The organism is Streptomyces rishiriensis, from assembly GCF_003112535.1.
GTDB lineage: Bacteria > Actinomycetota > Actinomycetes > Streptomycetales > Streptomycetaceae > Streptomyces > Streptomyces rishiriensis.
In genome coordinates this window covers 96222-118818 of sequence record NZ_BEWA01000030.1, presented here as the reverse complement: position 1 = coordinate 118818, position 22597 = coordinate 96222, and the positions used below count along the sequence as shown (strand labels likewise).

17 protein-coding genes and 1 riboswitch are annotated in these 22597 nt (G+C 72.5%); of the genes, 10 read left to right on the top strand and 7 right to left on the bottom strand.

The window, feature by feature from the left end; translation table 11 throughout:
• Positions 1 to 62: 62 nt before the first annotated feature.
• Positions 63 to 1313: a citrate/2-methylcitrate synthase gene (locus Sri02f_RS37880; protein ID WP_109005844.1), complete on the bottom strand. Its 1251-nt coding sequence runs from the start codon at positions 1311 to 1313 to the stop codon at positions 63 to 65.
• A 236-nt stretch (positions 1314 to 1549) separates the two neighbouring features.
• Here Sri02f_RS37880 and Sri02f_RS37875 point away from each other — a divergent pair, with 236 nt between their 5' ends.
• Complete coding sequence (locus Sri02f_RS37875) at positions 1550 to 2746, top strand: CobW family GTP-binding protein (protein WP_245970965.1); 1197 nt, start codon at positions 1550 to 1552, stop codon at positions 2744 to 2746.
• Here Sri02f_RS37875 and Sri02f_RS37870 read toward each other — a convergent pair.
• The gene (locus Sri02f_RS37870) at positions 2743 to 5208 is read right to left on the bottom strand and encodes a DNA gyrase/topoisomerase IV subunit A (RefSeq protein ID WP_109005842.1); all 2466 of its coding nucleotides are present in this window, start codon (positions 5206 to 5208) and stop codon (positions 2743 to 2745) included. The two genes, Sri02f_RS37875 and Sri02f_RS37870, sit on opposite strands and share 4 nt — an antisense overlap.
• Before the next feature lie 271 nt (positions 5209 to 5479).
• On the opposite strand from Sri02f_RS37870, the gene Sri02f_RS37865 reads away from it, so the two are divergent.
• From Sri02f_RS37865 to Sri02f_RS37850, 4 genes are all read left to right on the top strand, one after another.
• The gene (locus Sri02f_RS37865; protein ID WP_109005841.1) at positions 5480 to 6838 is read left to right on the top strand and encodes a M16 family metallopeptidase; all 1359 of its coding nucleotides are present in this window, start codon (positions 5480 to 5482) and stop codon (positions 6836 to 6838) included.
• Positions 6835 to 8223 (top strand): M16 family metallopeptidase, encoded by a 1389-nt coding sequence (locus tag Sri02f_RS37860; protein WP_109005840.1) that lies wholly within the window; start codon positions 6835 to 6837, stop codon positions 8221 to 8223. Before Sri02f_RS37865 ends, Sri02f_RS37860 begins: the two co-directional genes overlap by 4 nt.
• Before the next feature lie 219 nt (positions 8224 to 8442).
• A riboswitch (cyclic di-AMP (ydaO/yuaA leader) is annotated at positions 8443 to 8609 on the top strand.
• A 14-nt stretch (positions 8610 to 8623) separates the two neighbouring features.
• Positions 8624 to 9367: a M23 family metallopeptidase gene (locus Sri02f_RS37855; RefSeq protein WP_109005839.1), complete on the top strand. Its 744-nt coding sequence runs from the start codon at positions 8624 to 8626 to the stop codon at positions 9365 to 9367.
• Positions 9368 to 9552: 185 nt separating this feature from the next.
• Positions 9553 to 10248, top strand: a complete 696-nt coding sequence (locus Sri02f_RS37850) for a GntR family transcriptional regulator (RefSeq protein WP_109005838.1) — start codon at positions 9553 to 9555, stop codon at positions 10246 to 10248.
• Positions 10249 to 10372: 124 nt separating this feature from the next.
• Here Sri02f_RS37850 and Sri02f_RS37845 read toward each other — a convergent pair whose 3' ends face one another.
• Entirely contained in the window at positions 10373 to 10654 is a 282-nt protein-coding gene (locus tag Sri02f_RS37845) for an HPr family phosphocarrier protein (RefSeq protein ID WP_069767459.1), read from the bottom strand.
• A gap of 177 nt (positions 10655 to 10831) precedes the next feature.
• Between Sri02f_RS37845 and Sri02f_RS37835 the strand changes: the two genes are divergently transcribed.
• The 4 genes from Sri02f_RS37835 (at position 10832) to Sri02f_RS37820 (ending at position 16306) form a co-directional block, all read left to right on the top strand.
• Positions 10832 to 13645, top strand: a complete 2814-nt coding sequence (locus tag Sri02f_RS37835; RefSeq protein WP_109005837.1) for a bifunctional acetate--CoA ligase family protein/GNAT family N-acetyltransferase — start codon at positions 10832 to 10834, stop codon at positions 13643 to 13645.
• Positions 13646 to 13810: 165 nt separating this feature from the next.
• Complete coding sequence (locus tag Sri02f_RS37830) at positions 13811 to 14407, top strand: DUF5998 family protein (RefSeq protein ID WP_109005836.1); 597 nt, start codon at positions 13811 to 13813, stop codon at positions 14405 to 14407.
• Positions 14407 to 15597, top strand: a complete 1191-nt coding sequence (locus Sri02f_RS37825) for an alkaline phosphatase family protein (protein WP_109005835.1) — start codon at positions 14407 to 14409, stop codon at positions 15595 to 15597. Before Sri02f_RS37830 ends, Sri02f_RS37825 begins: the two co-directional genes overlap by 1 nt.
• A gap of 61 nt (positions 15598 to 15658) precedes the next feature.
• Positions 15659 to 16306, top strand: coding sequence for a thymidine kinase (locus Sri02f_RS37820; protein ID WP_109005834.1), 648 nt, complete (start codon positions 15659 to 15661; stop codon positions 16304 to 16306).
• Between the two features lie 59 nt (positions 16307 to 16365).
• Here the strand turns inward: Sri02f_RS37820 and Sri02f_RS37815 are convergent, their stop codons facing one another.
• Complete coding sequence (locus Sri02f_RS37815; RefSeq protein WP_109005833.1) at positions 16366 to 17169, bottom strand: VOC family protein; 804 nt, start codon at positions 17167 to 17169, stop codon at positions 16366 to 16368.
• Between the two features lie 218 nt (positions 17170 to 17387).
• On the opposite strand from Sri02f_RS37815, the gene Sri02f_RS37810 reads away from it, so the two are divergent.
• On the top strand, positions 17388 to 18239 hold the full coding sequence (locus Sri02f_RS37810; protein ID WP_109005832.1) for a sulfurtransferase: 852 nt from the start codon (positions 17388 to 17390) through the stop codon (positions 18237 to 18239).
• 245 nt (positions 18240 to 18484) lie between these two features.
• Here Sri02f_RS37810 and sepH read toward each other — a convergent pair whose 3' ends face one another.
• The 3 genes from sepH to Sri02f_RS37795 form a co-directional block, all read right to left on the bottom strand.
• Positions 18485 to 19522, bottom strand: a complete 1038-nt coding sequence (gene sepH / locus Sri02f_RS37805; protein WP_109005831.1) for a septation protein SepH — start codon at positions 19520 to 19522, stop codon at positions 18485 to 18487.
• Between the two features lie 483 nt (positions 19523 to 20005).
• Positions 20006 to 21325 carry a D-arabinono-1,4-lactone oxidase gene (locus Sri02f_RS37800; protein ID WP_109005830.1) on the bottom strand — a complete coding sequence of 440 codons (1320 nt, stop codon included), beginning with the start codon at positions 21323 to 21325 and terminating at the stop codon, positions 20006 to 20008.
• The gene (locus Sri02f_RS37795; protein ID WP_109005829.1) at positions 21285 to 22523 is read right to left on the bottom strand and encodes an MFS transporter; all 1239 of its coding nucleotides are present in this window, start codon (positions 22521 to 22523) and stop codon (positions 21285 to 21287) included. The genes Sri02f_RS37800 and Sri02f_RS37795 overlap by 41 nt, the downstream gene beginning before the upstream one ends.
• Positions 22524 to 22597 lie beyond the last annotated feature (74 nt).

Genomic DNA, 22597 nt, shown 5'->3' with positions numbered 1-22597 from the left:
CGTGCCCGTCGCGCCCGGGACGGCTCGCCGTCGTGCCCGTCTCGCCCCGGACGGCCGGCCCCTCACCCGGGCAGCGGTTGGGGCGGCCTCGGGCCCACGTAGTGTCCGCTCGGGCGCATCCTCAGGGGGCGTTCGCCGTACTCCTCCAGGGCGTGGGCGATCCAGCCCGCCGTACGGGCGACGGCGAAGATCGTCTCAGCGGCCGAGGCCTCCATGCCGCTCGACGCGGTGAGGACGGCGAGCGCCAGGTCCACGTTGGCGTGCAGCGGCGCGTGGCGGGCGGTGGTGGCCACGACGTCCCGGGCAGCGGCGAGGGCGGGCGCGGCCTCCGGAATCTCCTCCAGGAGGGCGAACAGGGCTCGCGCGCGCGGGTCCTCGCCGGGGTAGAGCCGGTGACCGAGGCCGGGGACGCGACGTCCGGCCCGCAGCTCCTGCGCGATCACGGGCCCGGCGCTGCCGAGGTCCAGCACGTCGAGCAGCATGCGGTGGGCGAGCCCACCGGCCGCGCCGTGCAGCGGTCCCTCGATCACGCCGAGGCCGGCGGACACGGCCGCGTAGGGGTGCGCGCGAGCCGAGGCGGCGACGCGCACCGCGAGCGTCGAGGCGGCGAGATCATGGTCGGCGAGCAGACCGAGAGCCATGTCGAGAACGCGCAGCTGCGCCTCGCCGGCAGGCCGCCCGCTGAGCCGCCCCCACAGACGGCCGGCGAGTGAGCCCCCGTCGCGGTGGGTGAGTCGCTTCGGACGCAGGGCGGCGACCAGAGTGGGGATCAGCACGCGCGCGGTGGCGAGCACAGCTTCCTCGGACAGGTCGAAACGCAGCGGGTCCGCGGCCGCGGCGGCGACGGCCGCCACCCGCAACCGGTCGGTGGGACCTGTGTGTTCGGGCAGCGCGTCCACGACCCGGCGGGCGGCCTCCACCGACGCCTCGGGCGCGGTGAAGGCGGCCCCGGCGTGCAGCCGTCCCGTCCACAGCCACTCCGCGACCTCCTCGTAGGAGTGCCGGGCGGCCAGGTCGACCGCGTCGACGCCCCGGAAGTAGTAGCGGTCCGCGTCGATGAGCGTGAGATGCGTGCGCACGGACGGCTCCGCCCCCGGACCCGGGCCCCCCTCGCGCCTGGTGCGCCGCGCGAGAGCCTCGACCTCCCGGGCGTCGAAGGTGCTGCCCCGGCCGCCGGGCGTGCGCCTGCTGCTCAGCCGGCCGCGGCTGACGTACGCGTACACGGTGTCGGGTTTCACCCCGAGCAGATCGGCGGCCTCCCTGGTGCTCAGCCGTCGTTCGGGGTGGCCGTGGCCGGGTTCCTGATCGCGCATGGGGATCACGGTATCCACAAGCGCAGGTGTGGATTCCGTGCCTGTGGACAACGGTGTTCGAGCGTGGGTCGTGCCTGGCTGCCGCGCGTCCCGGTGCGGGGATGCGGGGCCGACGGCGCACGGCGGACGTGCACTTCGTGGGGTTCCTCCGCGGCTCGTATTCTGGGCCGCAGTCCATCCTCGTGGGTGCGCCGGGCCGCGAACCGGCGCACGCGCAGGCGCAAGAGAGGTCGTACGTGTCACACAGCCGCAGTCCGCAGCAGATCCCGGTCGTCGTGCTCGCCGGATTCCTCGGCTCCGGCAAGACGACCTTGCTCAACCATCTCCTGCACCGCAGCGGAGGCAGCCGTATCGGGGCGATCGTCAACGACTTCGGCGCCATCGAGATCGACGCCATGGCCGTGGCCGGCGCGCTCGGCGACTCCACGGTCTCCCTCGGCAACGGCTGTCTGTGCTGCGCCGTCGACACCAGTGAGCTGGACGTCTACCTCGAACGGCTCGTCCGTCCGGCGGCGGGCGTCGACGTCGTCGTGATCGAGGCCAGCGGCCTCGCCGAACCGCAGGAACTCGTGCGGATGGTGCTGGCCTGCGAGCACCCTCGGATCGTGTACGGCGGACTCGTCGAGGTCGTCGACGCGGCCGAGTTCGACGGCACCCGGGTGAAGCACCCGGAGATCGACCGTCACCTCGCCCTGGCCGACCTGGTCGTGGTGAACAAGCTCGACCGCGCGCCCGACGCCGGCCGGGTCCTCGGGCTGGTCCGCTCGCTGACCGACCGCGCCGCCGTCGTCCCGGCCACGTACGGACGCATCGATCCCGAGTTCCTCTTCGACTGCAGGCCGAGTGAGGAGCGCGTCGGGCAGCTCACCTTCGACGACCTGCACGAGCGCGGAGCGGACGATCACGCCGACCATCTCCACACCGCCTACGACAGCCTCTCCTTCACCTCCGACGTGCCCTTGGGCCCACGTCGGCTGATGGAGTTCCTGGACAGCCGGCCGGACGGGCTGTACCGGATCAAGGGGTATGTCGACTTCGGCCCGCACGATCCGGCCAACCGGTACGCCGTGCACGCCGTCGGACGCTTCCTCCGCTTCCGCCCGGAGCCCTGGCCGGCCGGCGACTCCCGCCGCACCGAGCTCGTCCTGATCGGCTCCGGCATCGACGCCGCCGCCCTCGGCGGGGCGCTGGAGGCCTGCGTGAGTGACGCCCCACCCGCCGGCGAACACGACATGTGGGGCGTCCTGCGCTTCGTACAGGACCCCGAGGGCCTCGAGGGCCCCGCGGACCCTGAGGACCCGGATGATCCCGAGGACCTCGGGGAGCCCGACGAACCCGGCGGATTCGAACCGTCCGCGGAACCCGGCGGATCCGCGCCGTCCACGGAAGCCCGGGACGGCGCGTTCCAGCAGGCCGGAGGGGCCGGGGCCTAGACCGGTCCCGCCACCACCGACACCGTCTTCGGCAGCGACACGCCCGAGCCGTCACGGCGCGGGTCGATCTCCGGGAGGTCGGCCGGCAGGCCGTTCTTCTGTGCCGCCTTGGCCGGGACCGGGCCCGCCCAGGCCAGGGACAGACAGTCCTCGCCCTTCAGGAACCGCTGGCAGCGCACACCGCCGGTGGCCCGGCCCTTGCGCGGATACTGGTCGAAGGGGGTGAGCTTGGCGGTCGTCTGGACCGAGTCGTCCAGGGTTCCGCGCGAACCCGCGATGGTGAAGACGACCGCGTCCGCCGCGGGATCCACGGCCGTGAACGAGATCACCTTCGCGCCCTCGGTGAGCTTGATGCCCGTCATACCGCCCGCCGGCCGGCCCTGCGGCCGCACCTGCGCGGCCTGGTACCGCAGCAGTTGCGCGTCGTCGGTGATGAAGACCAGGTCCTCCTCGCCGGTGCGCAGTTCGACGGCGCCGACGATCCGGTCGCCGTCCCGGAGGCCGATGACCTCCAGTTCGCCCTTGTTGCTCGGATAGTCGGGCACGACGCGCTTGACGACGCCCTGTTCCGTGCCGATGGCCAGACCGGGGGACGACTCGTCGAGCGTGGTCAGACAGATCACCGTCTCGTCGCCCTCCAGGGAGACGAACTCCGCCAGCGGGGCGCCGCCCGAGAGGTTCGGCACCGACGCGGTGTCGGGGAGCTGCGGCAGATCGACGACGTTGATCCGCAGCAGACGGCCCGAGGAGGTGACCGCGCCGATCTCCCCGCGCGCGGTGGCCGGGACGGCCGAGACGATCACATCGTGCTTGGTGCGACGGCCGTCCGCGTCCTCCGAGTCCTCGGTGAAGGGCTCGCCGTTCGCGGTGCGGGCCAGCAGACCCGTGGAGGACAGCAGCACGCGGCAGGGGTCGTCGGCGACCTGCAGGGGCACGGCGGCGGCGGTGGCGCCGGAGGACTCCAGCAGCACCGTACGGCGCTCGGTGCCGAACTTCTTCGCCACCGCGGCCAGTTCGGCCGAGACCAGCTTGCGCAGCTCCGCGTCCGAATCCAGGATCCGGGTCAGCTCGGCGATCTCCTCGTTGAGCCGCTCCTTCTCCGCCTCCAGCTCGATGCGGTCGAACCGGGTCAGCCGGCGCAGCGGGGTGTCCAGGATGTACTGGGTCTGGATGTCCGACAGCGAGAAGCGCTCCATCAGGCTCTCCTTGGCCTGCGCGCTGTTGTCGCTGGACCGGATCAGCCGGATGACCTCGTCGATGTCGACGAGCGCCGTCAGCAGGCCCTCCACCAGGTGCAGCCGGTCGCGGCGCTTGGTGCGGCGGAACTCGCTGCGGCGGCGCACGACGTTGAAGCGGTGGTCGAGGTAGACCTCCAGCAGCTCCTTCAGGCCCAGCGTGAGCGGCTGGCCGTCGACCAGGGCGACGTTGTTGATGCCGAAGGACTCCTCCATGGGCGTCAGCTTGTACAGCTGCTCCAGGACCGCCTCCGGCACGAAGCCGTTCTTGATCTCGATGACCAGACGCAGGCCGTGCGCGCGGTCGGTGAGGTCCTTGACGTCGGCGATGCCCTGGATCTTCTTCGAGCCGACGAGATCCTTGATCTTGGCGATGACCTTCTCGGGTCCGACCGTGAAGGGCAGTTCGGTGACGACCAGACCCTTGCGGCGGGCCGTGACGGTCTCCACCGCCACCGTCGCGCGGATCTTGAAGGTGCCGCGGCCGCTCTCGTAGGCGTCCCGGATGCCGGAGAGGCCGACGATCCGGCCGCCGGTGGGCAGGTCGGGGCCCGGGACGAACTTCATCAGGGCGTCGAGATCCGCGCCCGGATAGCGGATCAGATGGCGGGCGGCCGCGACGACCTCGCCGAGGTTGTGCGGCGGCATGTTGGTGGCCATGCCGACCGCGATCCCGGAGGCGCCGTTGACCAGGAGGTTCGGGAAGGCGGCGGGCAGCGCGACCGGCTCCTGCTCCTGGCCGTCGTAGTTGGGCGCGAAGTCGACGGTGTCCTCGTCGATCGACTCCGTCATCAGGCTCGTCGCCGCGGCCTGGCGGCATTCGGTGTACCGCATGGCGGCCGGCGGGTCGTCGTTGCCCAGCGAGCCGAAGTTGCCGTGGCCGTCGACCAGCGGGAGCCGCATGGAAAAGGGCTGGGCCATCCGCACCAGGGCGTCGTAGATCGACGCGTCGCCGTGCGGGTGCAGCTTGCCCATGACCTCGCCGACGACACGGGCGCACTTGACGTAGCCGCGCTCCGGGCGCAGGCCCATCTCGTTCATCTGGTAGACGATGCGGCGGTGCACCGGCTTCAGACCGTCACGGGCGTCCGGCAGGGCGCGGGAGTAGATGACCGAGTACGCGTACTCGAGGAAGGAGCCCTGCATCTCGTCGACGACGTCGATGTCGAGGATGCGCTCCTCGTACGAGTCGTCGGGCGGCGGGGTCTTCGTGCTGCGGCGGGCCATCGCTGCCGGCTCCTTGCTGGGGCGTGTGACGGGATCTGATGCGGACCATTGTGGACCGTGGCACTGACAGAGCGGGCGAGGGCCCGGCGTCGGCTGTCCGGGCCCGTACGCAGAGGCACCTCCTCCACGGCTGCCCGCAGGCTACGCGATCTCGCTCTCGGCGTACGTCGCCCGGGAACTTCGCCGCCCGTCCGCACGCTTGCATACAGTGGCAGGACCGGCAGGAAAACCGCGGTTTCGACGACCGCGTCCGCGATCGGAAGGGACGTACATGCCCATGGGTCACACGGCCACAGCCCAGGCAGGCTCCGGGGGCCTGACAGCGACCGAGCACCGGCTGGCCAACGGCCTGCGCGTGGTGCTGTCGGAGGACCACCTGACCCCCGTCGCGGCGGTGTGCCTCTGGTACGACGTCGGCTCACGCCACGAAGTCAAGGGGCGTACCGGCCTTGCTCACCTTTTCGAGCACCTGATGTTCCAGGGATCGGGCCAGGTCAAGGGCAACGGACACTTCGAACTGGTCCAGGGCGCGGGCGGGTCCCTCAACGGCACCACCAGTTTCGAGCGCACCAACTACTTCGAGACCATGCCCGCGCACCAGCTGGAGCTCGCCCTCTGGCTGGAGGCGGACCGCATGGGCTCCCTGCTCACCGCGCTCGACGACGAGTCGATGGAGAACCAGCGCGACGTCGTCAAGAACGAGCGCCGCCAGCGCTACGACAACGTCCCCTACGGCACGGCCTTCGAGAAGCTGACCGCTCTCGCCTACCCGGACGGCCACCCGTACCACCACACGCCGATCGGCTCGATGGCCGACCTGGACGCGGCGACGCTGGAGGACGCGCGCGCGTTCTTCCGCACGTACTACGCGCCCAACAACGCGGTGCTCTCCGTGGTGGGCGACATCGACCCGGAGCAGACCCTCGCGTGGGTCGAGAAGTACTTCGGCTCCATCCCCGGCCACGACGGCAAGCCCGCGCCCCGTGACGGCGGGCTGCCCGACGTGATCGGCGAGCAGCTCCGCGAGGTCGTCGAGGAGGAGGTGCCGGCCCGCGCCCTGATGGCCGCCTACCGGCTGCCGGAGGACGGCACGCGCGCGTGCGACGCCGCGGACCTGGCGCTCACCGTCCTCGGCGGCGGCGAGTCCTCCCGCCTGTACAACCGACTGGTGCGCCGCGACCGTACGGCTGTGGCGGCCGGCTTCGGCCTGCTGCGGCTCGCCGGCGCCCCCTCGCTGGGCTGGCTGGACGTGAAGACGTCCGGCGACGTCGAGGTGCCCGTGATCGAGACCGCCATCGACGAGGAGCTCGCCCGGTTCGCCGAGGAGGGCCCCACGGCCGAGGAGATGGAGCGGGCGCAGGCCCAGTTGGAGCGCGAGTGGCTCGACCGCCTCGGCACGGTCGCGGGCCGCGCCGACGAACTGTGCCGGTTCGCCGTCCTGTTCGGCGACCCGCAGCTCGCCCTCACCGCCGTCCAGCGCGTGCTGGACGTGACGCCCGAGGAGGTGCGGGAGGTCGCCAAGGCCCGCCTGCGCCCCGACAACCGCGCGGTGCTCGTCTACGAGCCGACCGAGCCGACCGCCGCCGAAGCCCCCGCCGACCAGGACGAGAACGAGGAGGCGGCCCGGTGACCGAGCTCGCCACGATGGACTTCCACTCCCAGCCCCCGGCGGGCGAGGCCAAGCCGTGGGCGTTCCCGGCGCCCGAGCGCGGCACGCTGGCCAACGGCCTGACCGTCCTGCACTGCCACCGCCCCGGCCAGCAGGTCGTCGCCGTCGAAATCATCCTCGACGCGCCCCTGGACGCCGAACCGGCCGGTCTCGACGGCGTCGCCACGATCATGGCGCGCGCCTTCTCCGAGGGCACCGACAAGCACTCCGCCGAGGAGTTCGCCGCCGAACTGGAGCGCTGCGGCGCCACCCTGGACGCGCACGCCGACCACCCCGGCGTCCGCCTCAGCCTCGAAGTGCCGGCCTCGCGCCTGGCCAAGGGCCTCGGTCTGCTCGCCGACGCCCTGCGCGCCCCCGCGTTCGCCGACAGCGAGGTGGAGCGCCTCGTCCGCAACCGCCTGGACGAGATCCCGCACGAGCTCGCCAACCCGGCCCGGCGCGCCGCCAAGGAGCTCTCCAAGGAGCTGTTCCCGGCCGGCACGCGCATGTCGCGCCCGCGCCAGGGCAGCGCGGAGACCGTCGAGAAGATCGACTCCGCCGCCGTACGCGCCTTCTACGACCGGCACGTCCGCCCGGCGACGGCCACCGGCGTGATCGTCGGCGACCTCACCGGTGTCGACCTGGAGGCGCTCCTGGGCGACACCCTGGGCGCCTGGACGGGCTCCGCGGCCGAGCCGCGGCCCGTGCCGCCGGTGACCGCCGACGACACCGGCCGGGTCGTCATCGTGGACCGTCCCGGCGCCGTCCAGACGCAGCTGCTGATCGGCCGGATCGGCGCCGACCGGCACGACCGCGTGTGGCCCGCGCAGGTGCTCGGCACGTACTGCCTCGGCGGCACCCTGACCTCCCGCCTGGACCGCGTCCTGCGCGAGGAGAAGGGCTACACCTACGGCGTCCGCGCCTTCGGGCAGGTCCTGCGGTCCGCGCCGGACGGCTCGGGCGCCGCGATGCTCGCCATCAGCGGCTCCGTCGACACCCCCAACACCGGTCCCGCGCTGGACGACCTGTGGAAGGTGCTGCGCACGCTCGCCGCCGACGGTCTGACCGACGCCGAGCGGGACGTCGCCGTGCAGAACCTGGTCGGCGTGGCGCCGCTGAAGTTCGAGACCGCCGCGGCCGTGGCGGGCACGCTCGCCGACCAGGTGGAGCAGCACCTGCCCGACGCCTTCCAGGCGACGCTGTACCAGCAGCTCGCCGCGACGGGCACGGTGGAGGCCACCGCGGCGGCCGTGAACGCCTTCCCGGTGGACCGGCTGGTGACGGTCCTGGTGGGTGACGCGGCGCAGATCAAGGAGCCGGTCGAGGCCCTCGGCATCGGCGCGGTGAAGGTCGTCTCCGCGGAGTAGCCCGGCAACGGCACGCGCGCGGGGGCCCTGGTCGGCATGCACGCCACCAGGGCCCCCGCGTGTGGGAATTGAGACCTCCGTGTGTCCGAATTGGGGCGGAGACACCCGTCTGTGCTGTGGCATGCGCTACAAAACCCGTGATTCGTTTGAGGATTGAAACCCGTCCCGCTTAGCGTCATCCGGGCTGTTCGTCAGGCACTGCGCCGCACCCGCGGCACCGGACAGTCATCGCCGAGTCCCCGCATGGCGCGAGCCAGGGGAGCCGGGGACCCACTTGTGAAGTCCCTGGGGTGAATCGGACGCCCGCGCGCAGGCGAGGGGGTCCGTAGGAGACCTTCCTGCTCCGAACCCGTCAGCTAACCCGGTAGGCGAGAGGGAAGGAAAGGACACCGCTGACTTCATGGCGTTCACCTGCGCCACCGGGAAGCATCGTCGGCCCAGCCGGATGCAGCGCACCACGGCCCGCGCGGCGGGCGTCGCGGCGCTCACCACCACCGGTGTGATGGCCACCGTCGCCTCCGCCCCGGCTTTCGCCGCCGAGCCCGTCCCCGAGCAGACCGGGCTGATCCCCGTCGTCACCGCCGGCGAGTCCGTCGTCGAGCAGATCGACGACCAGGTCGCCGTGCAGAAGCAGGCGGCCTTCGAGGAGGCCGCCCGGCAGGCCGCCGTCAAGAAGGCCGTGGAGGAGCGCGAGGCGCGCGTGCGTGCCGCTCGTGAGGCCGAGCGCAAGCGCCTGAACACCTTCGTGATCCCGATCACCGGCTCCTACGTCTCCACCGGCTACCAGGCCAGCAGCTCGCTGTGGTCCTCCGGCAGCCACACCGGCATCGACTTCCACGCCGCCAGCGGCACCACCGTGCACGCGGTCGGCTCCGGCACCGTGGTCGAGACCGGCTGGGGCGGGGCCTACGGCAACCAGATCGTCATCCGGATGAACGACGGGACGTACACCCAGTACGGCCACCTGTCGTCGATCGAGGTGTCGGTGGGACAGCACGTCACCCCGGGGCAGCGCATCGGCCTCTCCGGTGCGACCGGCAACGTCACCGGCCCGCATCTGCACTTCGAGGCCCGCACCACGCCGGACTACGGCTCGGACATGGACCCGGTCGCCTATCTCCGTAAGCACGGCGTGAACGTCTGACGACGCACACGGCAGATCGTACGGCCCCGGCCCTTCGGCCGGGGCTTTGCCGTTTCCCGGGGCCCGCTGTCCAAAAAATATCCATGGATTCCGGCTCGCCATCGGAAATTCCCGTTCATTGCAATAGAGTCGCTGAACACACGTCAATCGTCGACGTTTCACGGGGATTAAGGCGGAGGTCCGTCATGCGTATTCCGGCGCACTCGGTGTGCACGGCCGTTCGGGACGACATCGTCGCGGGCGTCTACGAGCGCGGCAGCCGCCTCACCGAGGAACTCCTCGCCCGCCGCTACGGCGTCTCCCGTGTCCCGGTCCGGGAGGCGCTTCGCACGCTGGAGGCCGAGGGCTTCGTGGTCACGCGGCGGCACGCCGGCGCGTGCGTCGCGGAGCCGACCGAGCAGGAGGCCGGCGACCTGTTGGAGATGCGCATGCTGCTGGAGCCGCTCGGCGCCTCCCGGGCCGCCCAGCGGCGCACCGAGGCTCACCTGAAGGTGCTGCGCGGACTCGTCCGGCTGGGCCAGGAGCGGGCCAGGAGGGGCAGCAGTGACGATCTGCGCTCCTTGGGCGGCTGGTTCCACGAGACGCTCGCGCAGGCCTCCGGAAGCCCCGCCCTGACGTCGATGCTCACCCAGCTGCGCCACAAGATCGCCTGGATGTACACGGTGGACGCCCCGGCCGACCCGATGGAGTCCTGGGCGGAGCACGGCGCGATCGTGGACGCGGTGACGCGCGGGGACGGGGAGCGCGCGCGGGCGATCACGGCGCTGCACACCGAGCGCTCGACGCCGGCGCACCGACTGCGTTTCACCGTCGGTGCGGAGCGGGCCGACCGTGTGAGAACTTCGCAACCTCCCGTAAACATGTCGGGCCTGCGGCATTAACACGGGGGCCGTATACAAAGAAGGGGGTAATTCGCAGGGGATTATTTCCGCTGCCCGTCGACGGGAAATGCGAAGGGCTCGCCCGGTAATTCGGACGAGCCCTTCACTGAATATGGCGACGCGCTCAGACGGTTTCGGGGAGTTCCTCGAGACCCTCGGCGACCAGCTTGGCCAGCCGGTCGAGGGCGACGTCCGCACCCTCGGCGTCGGAGGCGAGGACGATCTCCTCGCCGCCCTGGGCGCCCAGGCCGAGCACGGCCAGCATGGAGGCCGCGTTGACGGGGTTGCCGTCGGCCTTGGCGATCGTCACGGGGATGCCTGCGGCCGTGGCGGCCCGGACGAAGATGGAAGCGGGGCGGGCGTGGAGGCCCTCGGCCCAGCCGACGTTGACGCGGCGCTCAGCCATGTGATGCTGCCCTTCAGTGTTCAGGTTGTCTAGACCAGTGTTCCACACGTGAAGCGTGTGAGGGAGAGTCCGGATCGTCCTCTCCCGAGCGGTCGTCGGATCGCGGCCTCGACCCGACGTCCGTCCTGCACAGACTGCCTCGCGCCGTTGTCGTACGCGAGCCGTACTCTGGGCCCCATGCAGAGCGCGTCGGACCGGCACGAGTACCCCTCCCACTGGGAGGCCGACGTGGTGCTGCGCGACGGCGGCACCGCACGCGTCCGCCCCATCACCGTCGATGACGCCGAGCGCCTGGTCAGCTTCTACGAGCAGGTGTCGGACGAGTCGAAGTACTACCGCTTCTTCGCGCCCTACCCGCGCCTGTCCGCCAAGGACGTCCACCGCTTCACGCACCACGACTTCGTGGACCGGGTGGGACTCGCGGCCACGGTCGGCGGCGAGTTCATCGCCACCGTACGCTACGACCGCATCGGGGCCGACGGCATGGCCGCCTCCGCGCCCGCCGACGAGGCCGAGGTCGCCTTCCTCGTGCAGGACGCCCACCAGGGGCGCGGTGTCGCCTCGGCGCTCCTCGAACACATCGCGGCCGTCGCGCGCGAGCGCGCCATCCGCCGCTTCGCCGCCGAGGTGCTCCCGGCCAACACCAAGATGATCAAGGTGTTCACGGACGCCGGCTACACCCAGAAGCGCAGCTTCGAGGACGGCGTCGTCCGCCTGGAGTTCGACCTCGAACCCACCGAGCGGTCCCTCGCGGTGCAGCGCGCGCGGGAGCAGCGCGCGGAGGCGCACTCCGTGGGACGGCTGCTGGCGCCGGGCTCGGTCGCCGTCGTCGGCGTCGGCCGCGGCCCGGGAGGCGTCGGCCGCAGCGTCCTCGGCAACCTCCGGGAGGCCGGGTTCACCGGCCGCCTGTACGCCGTGAACAAGGCCTTCCCGGAGGACCTGAAGGAACTCGACGGGGTCCCCGCCCACCGCTCGGTGCGTGACGTGGAGGCGCCGGTCGACCTCGCGGTCGTCGCCGTCCCCGCCGAGTACGTGCCCGAGGCCGTCGCCGAGTGCGGCGAGCACGGCGTCCAGGGGCTCGTCGTCCTCTCCGCCGGCTACGCCGAGAGCGGCCCCGACGGGCGCGAGCGCCAGCGCCGACTCGTGCGCCAGGCCCGCGCGTACGGGATGCGGATCATCGGGCCCAACGCCTTCGGCGTCATCAACACCTCCCCGCAGGTGCGCCTGAACGCCTCCCTCGCCCCGGAGATGCCCAGGGCCGGCAGGATCGGCCTGTTCGCCCAGTCGGGGGCCATCGGCATCGCCCTGCTGTCCCGCCTCCACCGGCGCGGCGGAGGCGTCACCGGCGTCACCGGCGTGTCCACCTTCGTCTCCTCCGGCAACCGCGCGGACGTCTCCGGCAACGACGTCCTGCAGTACTGGTACGACGACCCCGACACCGACGTCGCCCTCATGTACCTGGAGTCCATCGGCAACCCGCGCAAGTTCACCCGCCTCGCCCGGCGCACGGCGGCGGCCAAGCCCCTGGTCGTCGTCCAGGGCGCCGGATCCGCCCCGCAGGGCCACGCCGTGCGGGCCACCCGGCTGCCGCACGCGACCGTGTCGGCGCTGCTGCGGCAGGCCGGCGTGATCCGCGTCGACACCATCACCGAGCTGGTCGACGCCGGCCTGCTGCTGGCCCGCCAGCCGCTGCCGCCGGGACCGAGGGTGGCGATCCTCGGCAACTCCGAGTCGCTCGGACTGCTCACCTACGACGCCTGCCTGTCCGAGGGACTGCGTCCGCTGCCGCCGGCCGACCTGACGACGGAGGCCTCGGCGGAGGACTTCCACGCGGCGCTGGCGCGGGCCCTGGCCGACGAGACGTGCGACGCGGTCGTCGTGACGGCGATCCCGGCGATCGGGGAGCGCTCGCCCGGGGACGCGGAGCTCGCACAGGCCCTACGTTCGGCCGCCGCCGCCGCTCCCGCCAAACCGGTCCTCGTCGTGCACGTGGAACTCGGCGGCCTCGCGGCGGCCCTGTCCGCCGCGACGAGCACCGCACCACGCGCGGAAGGCGCCGCACGCACGCGTGCGGCGGCCGAGAACGCCACGACGTCCCAGCCCGCCGCCGTCGAGGCGCCCGAGGGAGCACACCTCATCCCCGCCTACCCCGCCGCCGAACGGGCCGTCCGCGCCCTCGCCGAGGCGGTGAAGTACGCCCAATGGCGACGCGAGGCGGCCGACCCCGGCAAGGTCCCCGAGTACGAGGACATCGACGAGAAGGGCGCCGCCCGGCTGATCGGCGGGCTCCTCGCGCGCGGGCAGGGTCTCACCCTCGGCGCCGAGGAGACCTGCGAGCTGCTCGGCCGCTACGGCATCAGCACCCGCCGGGCGATCCCCGCACCCACCCCCGACGAGGCCGCCCGGGCCGCGGGCGTCCTCGGCTACCCCGTGGCCCTCAAGGCGACCGCCCCGCACCTGCGGCACCGGGCCGACCTCGGCGGCGTACGCCTCGACCTGGCCGACGAGGAGCAACTGCGCAGGGCCTACGCCGAGTTGACCGAGCTCTTCGGCAAGCCGCAGGAACTGCGTCCGGTCGTCCAGGCGATGGCGCCGCGCGGGGTCGACACGGTCGTGCGCGCGGTGATCGACCCGGCGGCGGGAGCGGTGCTGTCCTTCGGGCTCGCCGGGGCCGCCTCGCAACTGCTCGGGGACATGGCGCACCGGCTGGTCCCGGTCACCGACCGAGACGCCACGTCGCTGGTCCGCTCCATCCGCACCGCCCCGCTCCTGTTCGGCTGGCGCGGCTCGACGCCCGTCGACACCCCGGCCCTGGAAGAGCTCCTGCTGCGCGTCTCGCGGCTGGTCGACGACCACCCCGAGGTCGTCGCCGTCACCCTGGAGCCGGTCGTCGTCGCCCCGCACGGAGTCAGCGTCCTCGGCGCGTCGGTCCGCCTCGCGCCCCCGCCCGCGCGCGACGACCTCGGACCGAGAACCCTGCCCACGTACTGAACGCCGGCGCGCTGAGCGGACCGGGCGGCGCTTCGCGCCGGGAGCGCGGTCCGCGCACGCGGTCCACGGACGCGGCCGCCGGAACGCCGGCGGAGGGACCGCGGGCGTTTCGGGCCCATCGGAGCCCTCCCGAGCGGTGCCTCGCAGTCAGTGGGTCCCCGTAGGATGGAGGGCATGGCCAAGACCAGTACGACGACCCAGGGGCTGCGCGCGGCGATCGAGCGCAGCGGCTACTACCCGGCCCTCGTGGCCGAGGCGGTGGAGGCCGCCGTGGGCGGCGAGCCGATCCGGTCGTTCCTGGTCCACCAGGAGACCACGTTCGACCAGAACGAGGTGCGCCGGCATGTGACCGTGCTGGTGCTCACCGGCAACCGCTTCATCGTCAGCCACACCGACGAGCAGGCCGCCGACAGCACCTCCCCGACGCCGTACGCCACGACGTCCACGGAGTCCGTCAAGCTCGGCAGGATCTCTTCGGTCGTGCTCAGCCGTGTGGTCGCCAACCCGGAGTCGTACACGCCGGGCTCCCTGCCGCGCGAGGTCGTGCTCACCATCGGCTGGGGCGCCGTCTCCCGCATCGACCTGGAGCCGGCCGCCTGCGGGGACCCCGACTGCGACGCCGACCACGGCTACACGGGCAGCTCGACGGCGGACGACCTCAGCCTGCGCGTCAGCGAGGCCGGGGACGGTCCGGAGACGGTGCGCCAGGCCCTCGCCTTCGCACAGTCGCTCTCCGAAGCCACTGCGGACGTCACCCGCTGATGGATCGGTCCGCCCCCTGGGACTACCCCGAACCGCTCGCCCTGGGCTCCGCACCCGTACCCGAGTACGGCTCCGGCTCTCTCGCCGACCTGCTGCCCACGCTGGCGGCGGGCATGTCCGTGCCCGGCATGACCGCGGCGATCCCGGAGCTCGTCCCGGCGGACCGCAACTGCGTCTTCCTGGTCGACGGCCTCGGCTGGGAGCAGATCAAGGCCCACCCCGACGAGGCGCCGTACCTGCACCGGCTGCTCGGCAGCTCGCGCGGCGGCACCGGACGCCCGCTGACCGCCGGTTACCCGGCGACCACCGCGACCTCCCTCGCCTCGGTCGGCACCGGCCTCCCGCCGGGCGCGCACGGTCTGCCCGGCTACACCGTGCGCAACCCGGCCACCGGCGAGCTGATGAACCAGCTCCGCTGGCAGCCGTGGACCGCGCCGGGCGCATGGCAGCCGTACCCGACCGTGTTCCAGCTCGCCCACCAGGCGGGCGTGCACGCCGCCCAGGTGTCGTCCCCCACGTTCCAGAACACCCCGCTGACGAAGGTCGCGCTCAGCGGCGGAACGTTTCACGGGCGGCTCAGCGGCGAAGAGCGGATGGACCTGGCAGCCGAACAACTCGCCGCCGGCGACCGCTCCCTCGTCTACACCTACTACGCCGAACTGGACGGCGCGGGCCACCGCTACGGCGTCGCCTCCGACACCTGGCGCGGTCAGCTCATGTACGTCGACCGGCTCGTCCAGCGTCTCGCCGAGCAACTGCCGCCGCGCAGCGCGCTCTACGTCACCGCCGACCACGGCATGGTCGACGTGCCCTTCGACGAGGAGCACCGCATCGACTTCGACGCGGACTGGGAGCTGCGCGCCGGCGTCGCCCTGCTCGGCGGCGAGGGCCGCGCCCGCCATGTCTACGCCGTTCCGGGCGCCGTGGACGACGTGCTGACCTGCTGGCGCGAGGTGCTCGGCGAGCAGTTCTGGGTGGCCTCGCGCGACGAGGCGGTCGCGGCGGGCTGGTTCGGTCCGCAGGTCGACGAGCGGGTGTACGCCCGCCTGGGCGACGTGATCGCGGCCGCGCGGGACGACGTCCTGATCGTCGCCTCCGAACGGGAGCCCAAGGAGTCGGCCATGGTCGGCAACCACGGTTCGATGACCCCTGCCGAGCAGTTCGTCCCTCTGCTCGAAGTACGCTCCTGAATCCGGACCGTCTCTTCCCGCTCCTCCTCCCTCTCCTTGACCGAAAGGCGCTCGACTTCCCATGCCCGAGCTGGTGTTCTTCTCCGGAACCATGGACTGCGGGAAGTCGACCCTGGCTCTCCAGATAGAGCACAACCGCTCCGCGCGCGGTCTGCAGGGCATGATCTTCACGCGGGACGACCGCGCGGGCCAGGGGAAGCTGTCCTCCCGCCTCGGCCTGGTCACCGACGCGGTCGAGGTCGAGGACGGCCAGGATCTCTACGCCTACCTGGTGGAACACCTCTCGCAGGGCGGCCGCGCGGACTACGTGATCGCGGACGAGGCGCAGTTCCTGGCCGAGGAGCAGATCGACCAGCTCGCGCGCGTGGTCGACGACCTCGGCATAGACGTCTACGCCTTCGGCATCACCACCGACTTCCGCTCCAAGCTGTTCCCCGGCTCCCAGCGGCTCGTCGAACTCGCCGACCGCGTCGAGGTGCTGCAGGTCGAGGCGCTGTGCTGGTGCGGCGCGCGCGCCACGCACAACGCCCGTACGGTGGGCGGCGTCATGGTCGTCGAGGGCGCGCAGGTCGTCGTCGGCGACGTCGACCAGGCCGACACGGTCGGCTACGAGGTCCTGTGCCGACGCCACCACCGGCGCCGGATGACGGCGTCGTCGGCGCGGGCGGCGGTCCTGTCGCCGGACGTGCTGCCGGTGCCCCCGGTCTAGCCCGGCGCATCCGGCAGGTCAGGCGGGTCAGGCGGGTCAGGCGGGTCAGGTGAGCGTGCTCAGCGCGCGTCCTGGACGAGGGAGAAGTGGGCCCCCTCGGGATCGGCCACGGCCGCCACACGCCCGTGCACGCTGTCATGCGCCGGTTCGAGGACGCGCCCGCCGAGACCCGCGACGAGGCTGAGCGCCGCGTCCACGTCGGCCACCTCGAAGTACGTCGTCCAGTGCGGTCCCAGATCCCGGGCCAGGCCGGCGCCCACTCCATGGACGCCGGCGACCGGCAGGCCGCCGACGCGCAGGGTCACGTGGTCGAAGTCGGCCGCCGGGGCCGCCTCCTCCTGGTAGCCGAACACCGTCGCGTAGAACTTGCGGACGCTCGCGGTCTCGTAGGTCGTCAGCTCGTACCAGACGGGCGTGCCGGGAACGCCGGCGATCTCGGTGCCCACGTGAGCGCCGGCCTGCCAGACGCCGAAGACGGCGCCGGAGGGGTCGGAGCCGATCGCCAGACGCCCGGCCTCGGCGGCCTCCAGCGGACCGACCCCGATCGTGCCGCCGCACAGCCGGACCGTTTCGGCGGTCGAGTCCACGTCGTCCGAGGCGAAGTAGGGCGTCCATGCGACAGGGAGATGACGGTCCGGGGCCAGCTGGCCGATGCCGGCCACCTCGCGGCCGTCGAGCAGCGCCCGCACATAGGGGCCGAGCTGCTGCGGACCGGGTTGGAACTCCCAACCGAACAGCTCACCGTAGAACTCCTGAGTCGCCGTCAATCCGTGCGCCATCAGACTCACCCAGCAGGGTGTACCGGGCGCATGGTGTGCGTGTGCTGCGCCGATCGGGCCGGCCGGCCCGCCTGCCTCGGTCATCGTCACTCTCTCCTCGGCCACTCGTGGTGGCCGTGTCGCTTCGGCCCTCGGAGGATGCCTGATGGGGGTACTCATCGGTTTACGCGCGGGTGTCGCCGTATGTCGATCGCGCGTACGGCACGTGTTCGTTCCCGCACGCCTCGTGATCGAGCGTGTCCGGCGGAGCAGAGTAGCCGGACCTGAGCGACGGGGCCACCCCGTACGCGAGGATGGGGGACATGAACGCCATCATCACCGCATCGGAACTGGCCGGCGAGCTGGCCGGGGACAATCCGCCCGTGGTCCTCGACGTCCGCTGGCAGCTCAGCGTGGCGAAGGCGGCCGGGGAGCCGCCCTTCGACGGCCGGGCCGCGTACGCGGCGGGGCACGTGCCCGGCGCGGTCTACGTAGACCTGGACAAGGAGCTGGCAGGACCGGCGGGCGACCGCGGCCGGCATCCGCTGCCGGACCTCGCGGAGTTCGGCGCCGCCATGCGCCGGGCGGGCGTCTCGGCAGGCACGCCCGTGGTCGTGTACGACGGCGGGCAGGGCTGGGCGGCGGCCCGCGCGTGGTGGCTGCTGCGGTGGACGGGTCACCCGGACGTGCGAGTCCTCGACGGGGGGTTGCCGTCGTGGCGGGGAGGGCTCTCGACCGACGTCCCCGCACGCGGGGAGGGCGACTTCGCGCCGGTGCCGGGCGCCGCGGGGCTGCTCGACGCGGACGGCGCGGCGGGCCTCGCCCGCACCGGCGTGTTGTTCGACGCCCGCGCGGGGGAGCGGTACCGGGGCGAGGTCGAGCCGATCGACCGGGTCGGCGGGCACATCCCGGGCGCGGTGTCCGCGCCCACCAACGACAACGTCGCTCCGGACGGCCGTTTCCTGCCCGCGGAGGAGCTGCGGGACCGCTTCAAGGCGCTGGGGGCCTCCGACGGCGTCGAGGTGGGCGTGTACTGCGGCTCGGGCGTCTCCGGCGCCCACGAGGTGCTGGCCCTGGCGGTGGCGGGCATCCCGGCGGCTCTGTACGTCGGATCCTGGTCGGAGTGGTCCGCGGACCCGGCCCGGCCGGTCGCCGTGGGCCCCGACCCTCGGTGACCCGTCACGCCTGAACCGCCGCACGGCCGGTTGCGGGACACACCGCCGCTATAGGGAGGCACGGCCGGTTGAGGGACGGACGGCCGGGTGAAGGACGGACGGAGAAGGGCCGGCGAGGGGGCGAAGGGCGGACGGCGGAACGACGGGCGGGAGAAAAGGGCCGCACCCGACGGGTGCGGCCCTTCGCGCCTGCGCGGGGGCGTGCGAACCGGCGCGCGCCCCGGGGGATTCGCCGCCCGGGGGCTTTACTCCTGCTTCTTCCGCCGGGTCCCGAACACGATCTCGTCCCAGCTCGGCACCGCGGCCCGGCGGCCCGGACGGACGCCGTCCGCCTCGGCCTGACGGTCGGTGGCGCCGGTCAACCGGTCGCGGTGACTGCCGACGGAACGCGGCATGAGGACGTCCGCGTATGCGGAACCGGCGGAGGCGGCGGGCGCCGGGGGCTCCTCGGCGACGGCCTCCTGCTCGTCGGGTTCCTCCGTGACGGGCTCCGCCGTCGGGCGCTCCGGGACGACCATGTCGCCGCGGAAGCTCGGCACCGCCTCCAACAGGCTGGTCAGCGAGTCGCGTTCGCGCTCGCCGGCGCTCTCGTCCGGCTCGGACGGCGGGGCCGGCAGGCTCGGTCGGTCGAGGGTGCGGTCCAGCGGGCGGTCGCGGGGCAGCCGGGCGATACGCGGGACGAACGGAAAGCTGGGTTCCGGGGCGGCCAGGTCGTCGGACTCGCCGATCAGCGAACGGGCCTCGTCGTCGACGGCCTGGACGAGCCGCCGGGGCGGGTCGTACGTCCAGCTCGCCGAGTGCGGCTCGCCCGCGACCAGGTAGACCAGCAGGACCTCCCAGGTGCCGTCGTCGCGGCGCCACGAGTCCCACTGGACGGTGTCCTTCTCGGCCCCGCGGAGCAACAGCCGTTCCTGGACGGCCTCGCCGAGCTGCGGACCGGCGTTCTCGCCGGGCCGGCGGACCGGCGTCTTGCGGGCGCGCTCGGCCATGAAGGCGCGCTCGGCCAGCACGGGGCCCTCGAACCGGCGCACGCGGTCGACGGGGATGCCGGCCATCTGCGCGACTTCTTCCGCTGTCGCACCGGCACGTATGCGCGCCTGGATGTCGCGGGGGCGGAGATGGCTCTCCACTTCGATCTCGATCTGGCCGAGGCGGGGACGGTCGCCGCGTACGGCGGCGCGCAGACGCTCATCGATCGGAAGCGTGTACTCCGTGCTGTCCGCAGCCTTCAGCACCAGCCGTGTGCCGTCATTCGAGACGGCCACGACACGCAGTTCGGGCATGGGGACCTCCCGGGTGGTGCCTGCCGACGTCACGTGCGTCGCTGCTTCCGCTAGTCGAGTGTGGCCTGCCCGGGTGCAGCCTGCCACAACCTTGCCGAGTTGCCCGGCGTGTCGGGCACAGGCCCTGCGTCGCCGTTATGGCACGGTCACCTATTCGCCACGCTGAGTGACCAACATCGTCACCCTGTGCGACTAGCCCCCTCCAGGCGGCCCAGCGAGGCCCCGGACATCCTGGCGGGAGACCGGGCCCAGGGCTCGCAACAGTACTCCATTTGGGCCACGTGCGTGGATTGGCGCGCCACCCAACTTCTGGCAAGAGAGGGGTTCTGGCCCTCCGTCACACGCCTTCCCGATCTTGGGCACGGCACACGTCCCGCGCTTCCCGCGGAGCCGGCCGACGGTTTCGTCCGGGCCGGGGACGTCATGGTCCGCGACGTGCGAGGGGGGCGACGGCCCTGCCGCCCGACGCGCCCGCGCGACCCGTCACGTCCCCAGAACCCTCCGCAGGTAGTCGTTCTGGAACAGGCGATCGGGGTCCAGCCGGTCCCTCAGCGCGGTGAACTCCCCGAAGCGGGGATAGACGCCGGCGAAGTACTCCGCGTCCCGCGTGTGGACCTTCCCCCAGTGCGGACGGCCCTCGTGCGCGGTGAAGATGCGCTCGGCCGCGGTGAAGTACCCCTGATAGGGCGTCCCCCTGACCATGTGGACGGCGATGTACGCGCTGTCGCGGCCGGAGGCGGTGGACAGGGTGATGTCGTCGGCGGGAGCGGTGCGCACCTCGATGGGGAAGCTGATCCGCAGCCCCGAACGCTCGACCATCGTCTTCAGCTCGCGCAGCGTCTCGGTCACCGCCTCGCGGGGGACCGCGTACTCCATCTCCACGAACCGCACCCGGCGCGGCGACGTGAACACCTTGTAGGGGATGTCGGTGTAGGTGCGCGCGGACAGGGCCCTGCTGGAGAGCCGGGCGATCGCCGGGACGGTGCCGGGCGCCGCCCGGCCGACCCACTGGGCCACCTGGAAGACGCCGTTGGAGAGGAACTCGTCCTCGATCCAGCCCGCGACCCGGCTCACCGGCTTCGCGGGGCCGGCGCTGCGGTTGTTGCGCTTGGTGTTGGTGCTGCCGGTGTGCGGGAACCAGTAGAACTCGAAGTGCTCGTTCTCGGCCCACAGCTCGTCGAACTCCGCGAGGACCTTGTCGAAAGGCATCGGCTCCTCGCGCGCCGTGAGCAGGAACACGGGCTCCACGGCGAAGGTGAGGGCGGTGACGACGCCGAGGGCGCCCAGGCCGATCCGGGCGGCCGCGAAGACCTCGGGGTTCTCCTTCTCGGAGCAGACGAGCACCGAGCCGTCCGCGGTGACGAGTTCGAGGCCCTTGATCTGGGCGGCGATGGAGGCGGACTCGCGGCCGGTGCCGTGGGTGCCGGTGCTGGTGGCTCCGGAGACCGTCTGCTCCATGATGTCGCCCATGTTCGTGAGGGACAGACCCTCGCGCGCCAGGGCCAGGTTGAGTCTCTTGAGCGGCGTTCCGGCCTCGACCGTGACCGTCATGTTGTCGCGATCAACCTTGCGGATGCCGGTCAGGAGTTGAGGGCGGATCAAGACGCCGTCGGTCGCCGCGATCGACGTGAAGGAGTGGCCGGTGCCGACCGCCTTCACCTTCAGACCGTCCTCGGCGGCCCGGCGCACCGCCTCGGCCAGCTCGTCGACGGAGGCGGGCGTGACCTCCCGCGCGGGGCGTGCGACGACGTTGCCGCCCCAGTTACGCCACGTGCCGTTCTTCGCGCTCGCTGTGCTGCTCAACGGTGCCTCCCCGACCCGGAGCCGGCCTGCTCAGCCGGCGGTAGCCCAGGAAACCGACCGCGACCGCGACGGCTCCGGACACCGCCGGAACCCCGTACCCGGCCCGCGCCCCGGCCGCGTCGATGACCCAGCCGGCGATGGAGGAGCCGAGCGCGACCCCGACCGCGAGCCCGGTGCTAATCCAGGTCATGCCCTCGGTCAGTTGTGCGCGCGGTACGTGCACTTCGATGAGGGACATGGTGGTGATCATCGTGGGAGCGATGGCCAGTCCCGCTACGAAGAGCGCCACGGCCAGGAACGGCAAGTTTCCGACCAGTAGGAGGGGGATCATACTCACGCCCATCATGAACACGCCCAGCAACCAGCGACGTTCCGGCGTCCCCTTCAACCGCAGCAGACCGAACACGATGCCCGCCAGACAGGAACCGGCCGCGTACACCGCCAGGACGACGCTCGCGGCGCCCTTGTGGCCGCGCTCGTCGGCGAAGGCCACGGTGACCACGTCGACCGCCCCGAAGATCGCTCCGGTCGCCACGAAGGTGGACACCAGGACCTGCAGCCCCGGTGAGCGCAGCGCCGAGCCCCGCTCGCGCTGCTCGCGCGGATGGGGCTCGGGCTCGGTGGCCCGCTGGGCGGTCAGCCAGAAGACGCCGACGGCCAGGAAGCAGGCCGCGAGCAGCGGCCCGGCCTCCGGGAACCACACCGTGGACAGGCCGATGGAGATGATCGGCCCGAAGATGAAGCACACCTCGTCCACCACGGACTCGAAGGAGTACGCGGTGTGCAGCTGCGGGGTGCCCCGGTACACGGCAGCCCAGCGGGCCCGGACCATGGCGCCGAGGCTGGGCACGGCGCCGACGCCCACGGCGCACACGAACAGCACCCAGTCCGGCCACCGGAAGTGCGAGGCCAGCAGCAGCCCGGCCGCGGCCGCGAGCGCGACCAGCGTCGCGGGGCGCAGCACCCGGCGCTGCCCGTGCAGGTCCACCATGCGCGAGATCTGCGGGCCGAGAGCCGCGGCCGCCAGCGCGATGGTCGCCGACAGCGCGCCCGCGAGCCCGTAACGGCCGGTGACCTGGGAGACCATCGTGACCACGCCGATGCCCATCATCGACAGCGGCATCCGGCCGAGGAATCCTGCGGCGGAGAAACCCTTGGAGCCGGGGGCTGCGAACAGAGCGCGGTACGGGCTGGGCACAGGGGTCTCCGGTGGTCCGGTCACGCGCGCGTGACGGCTCGGCGCGGCGTGAGGGAAGGCGGCTCGGCAGGACT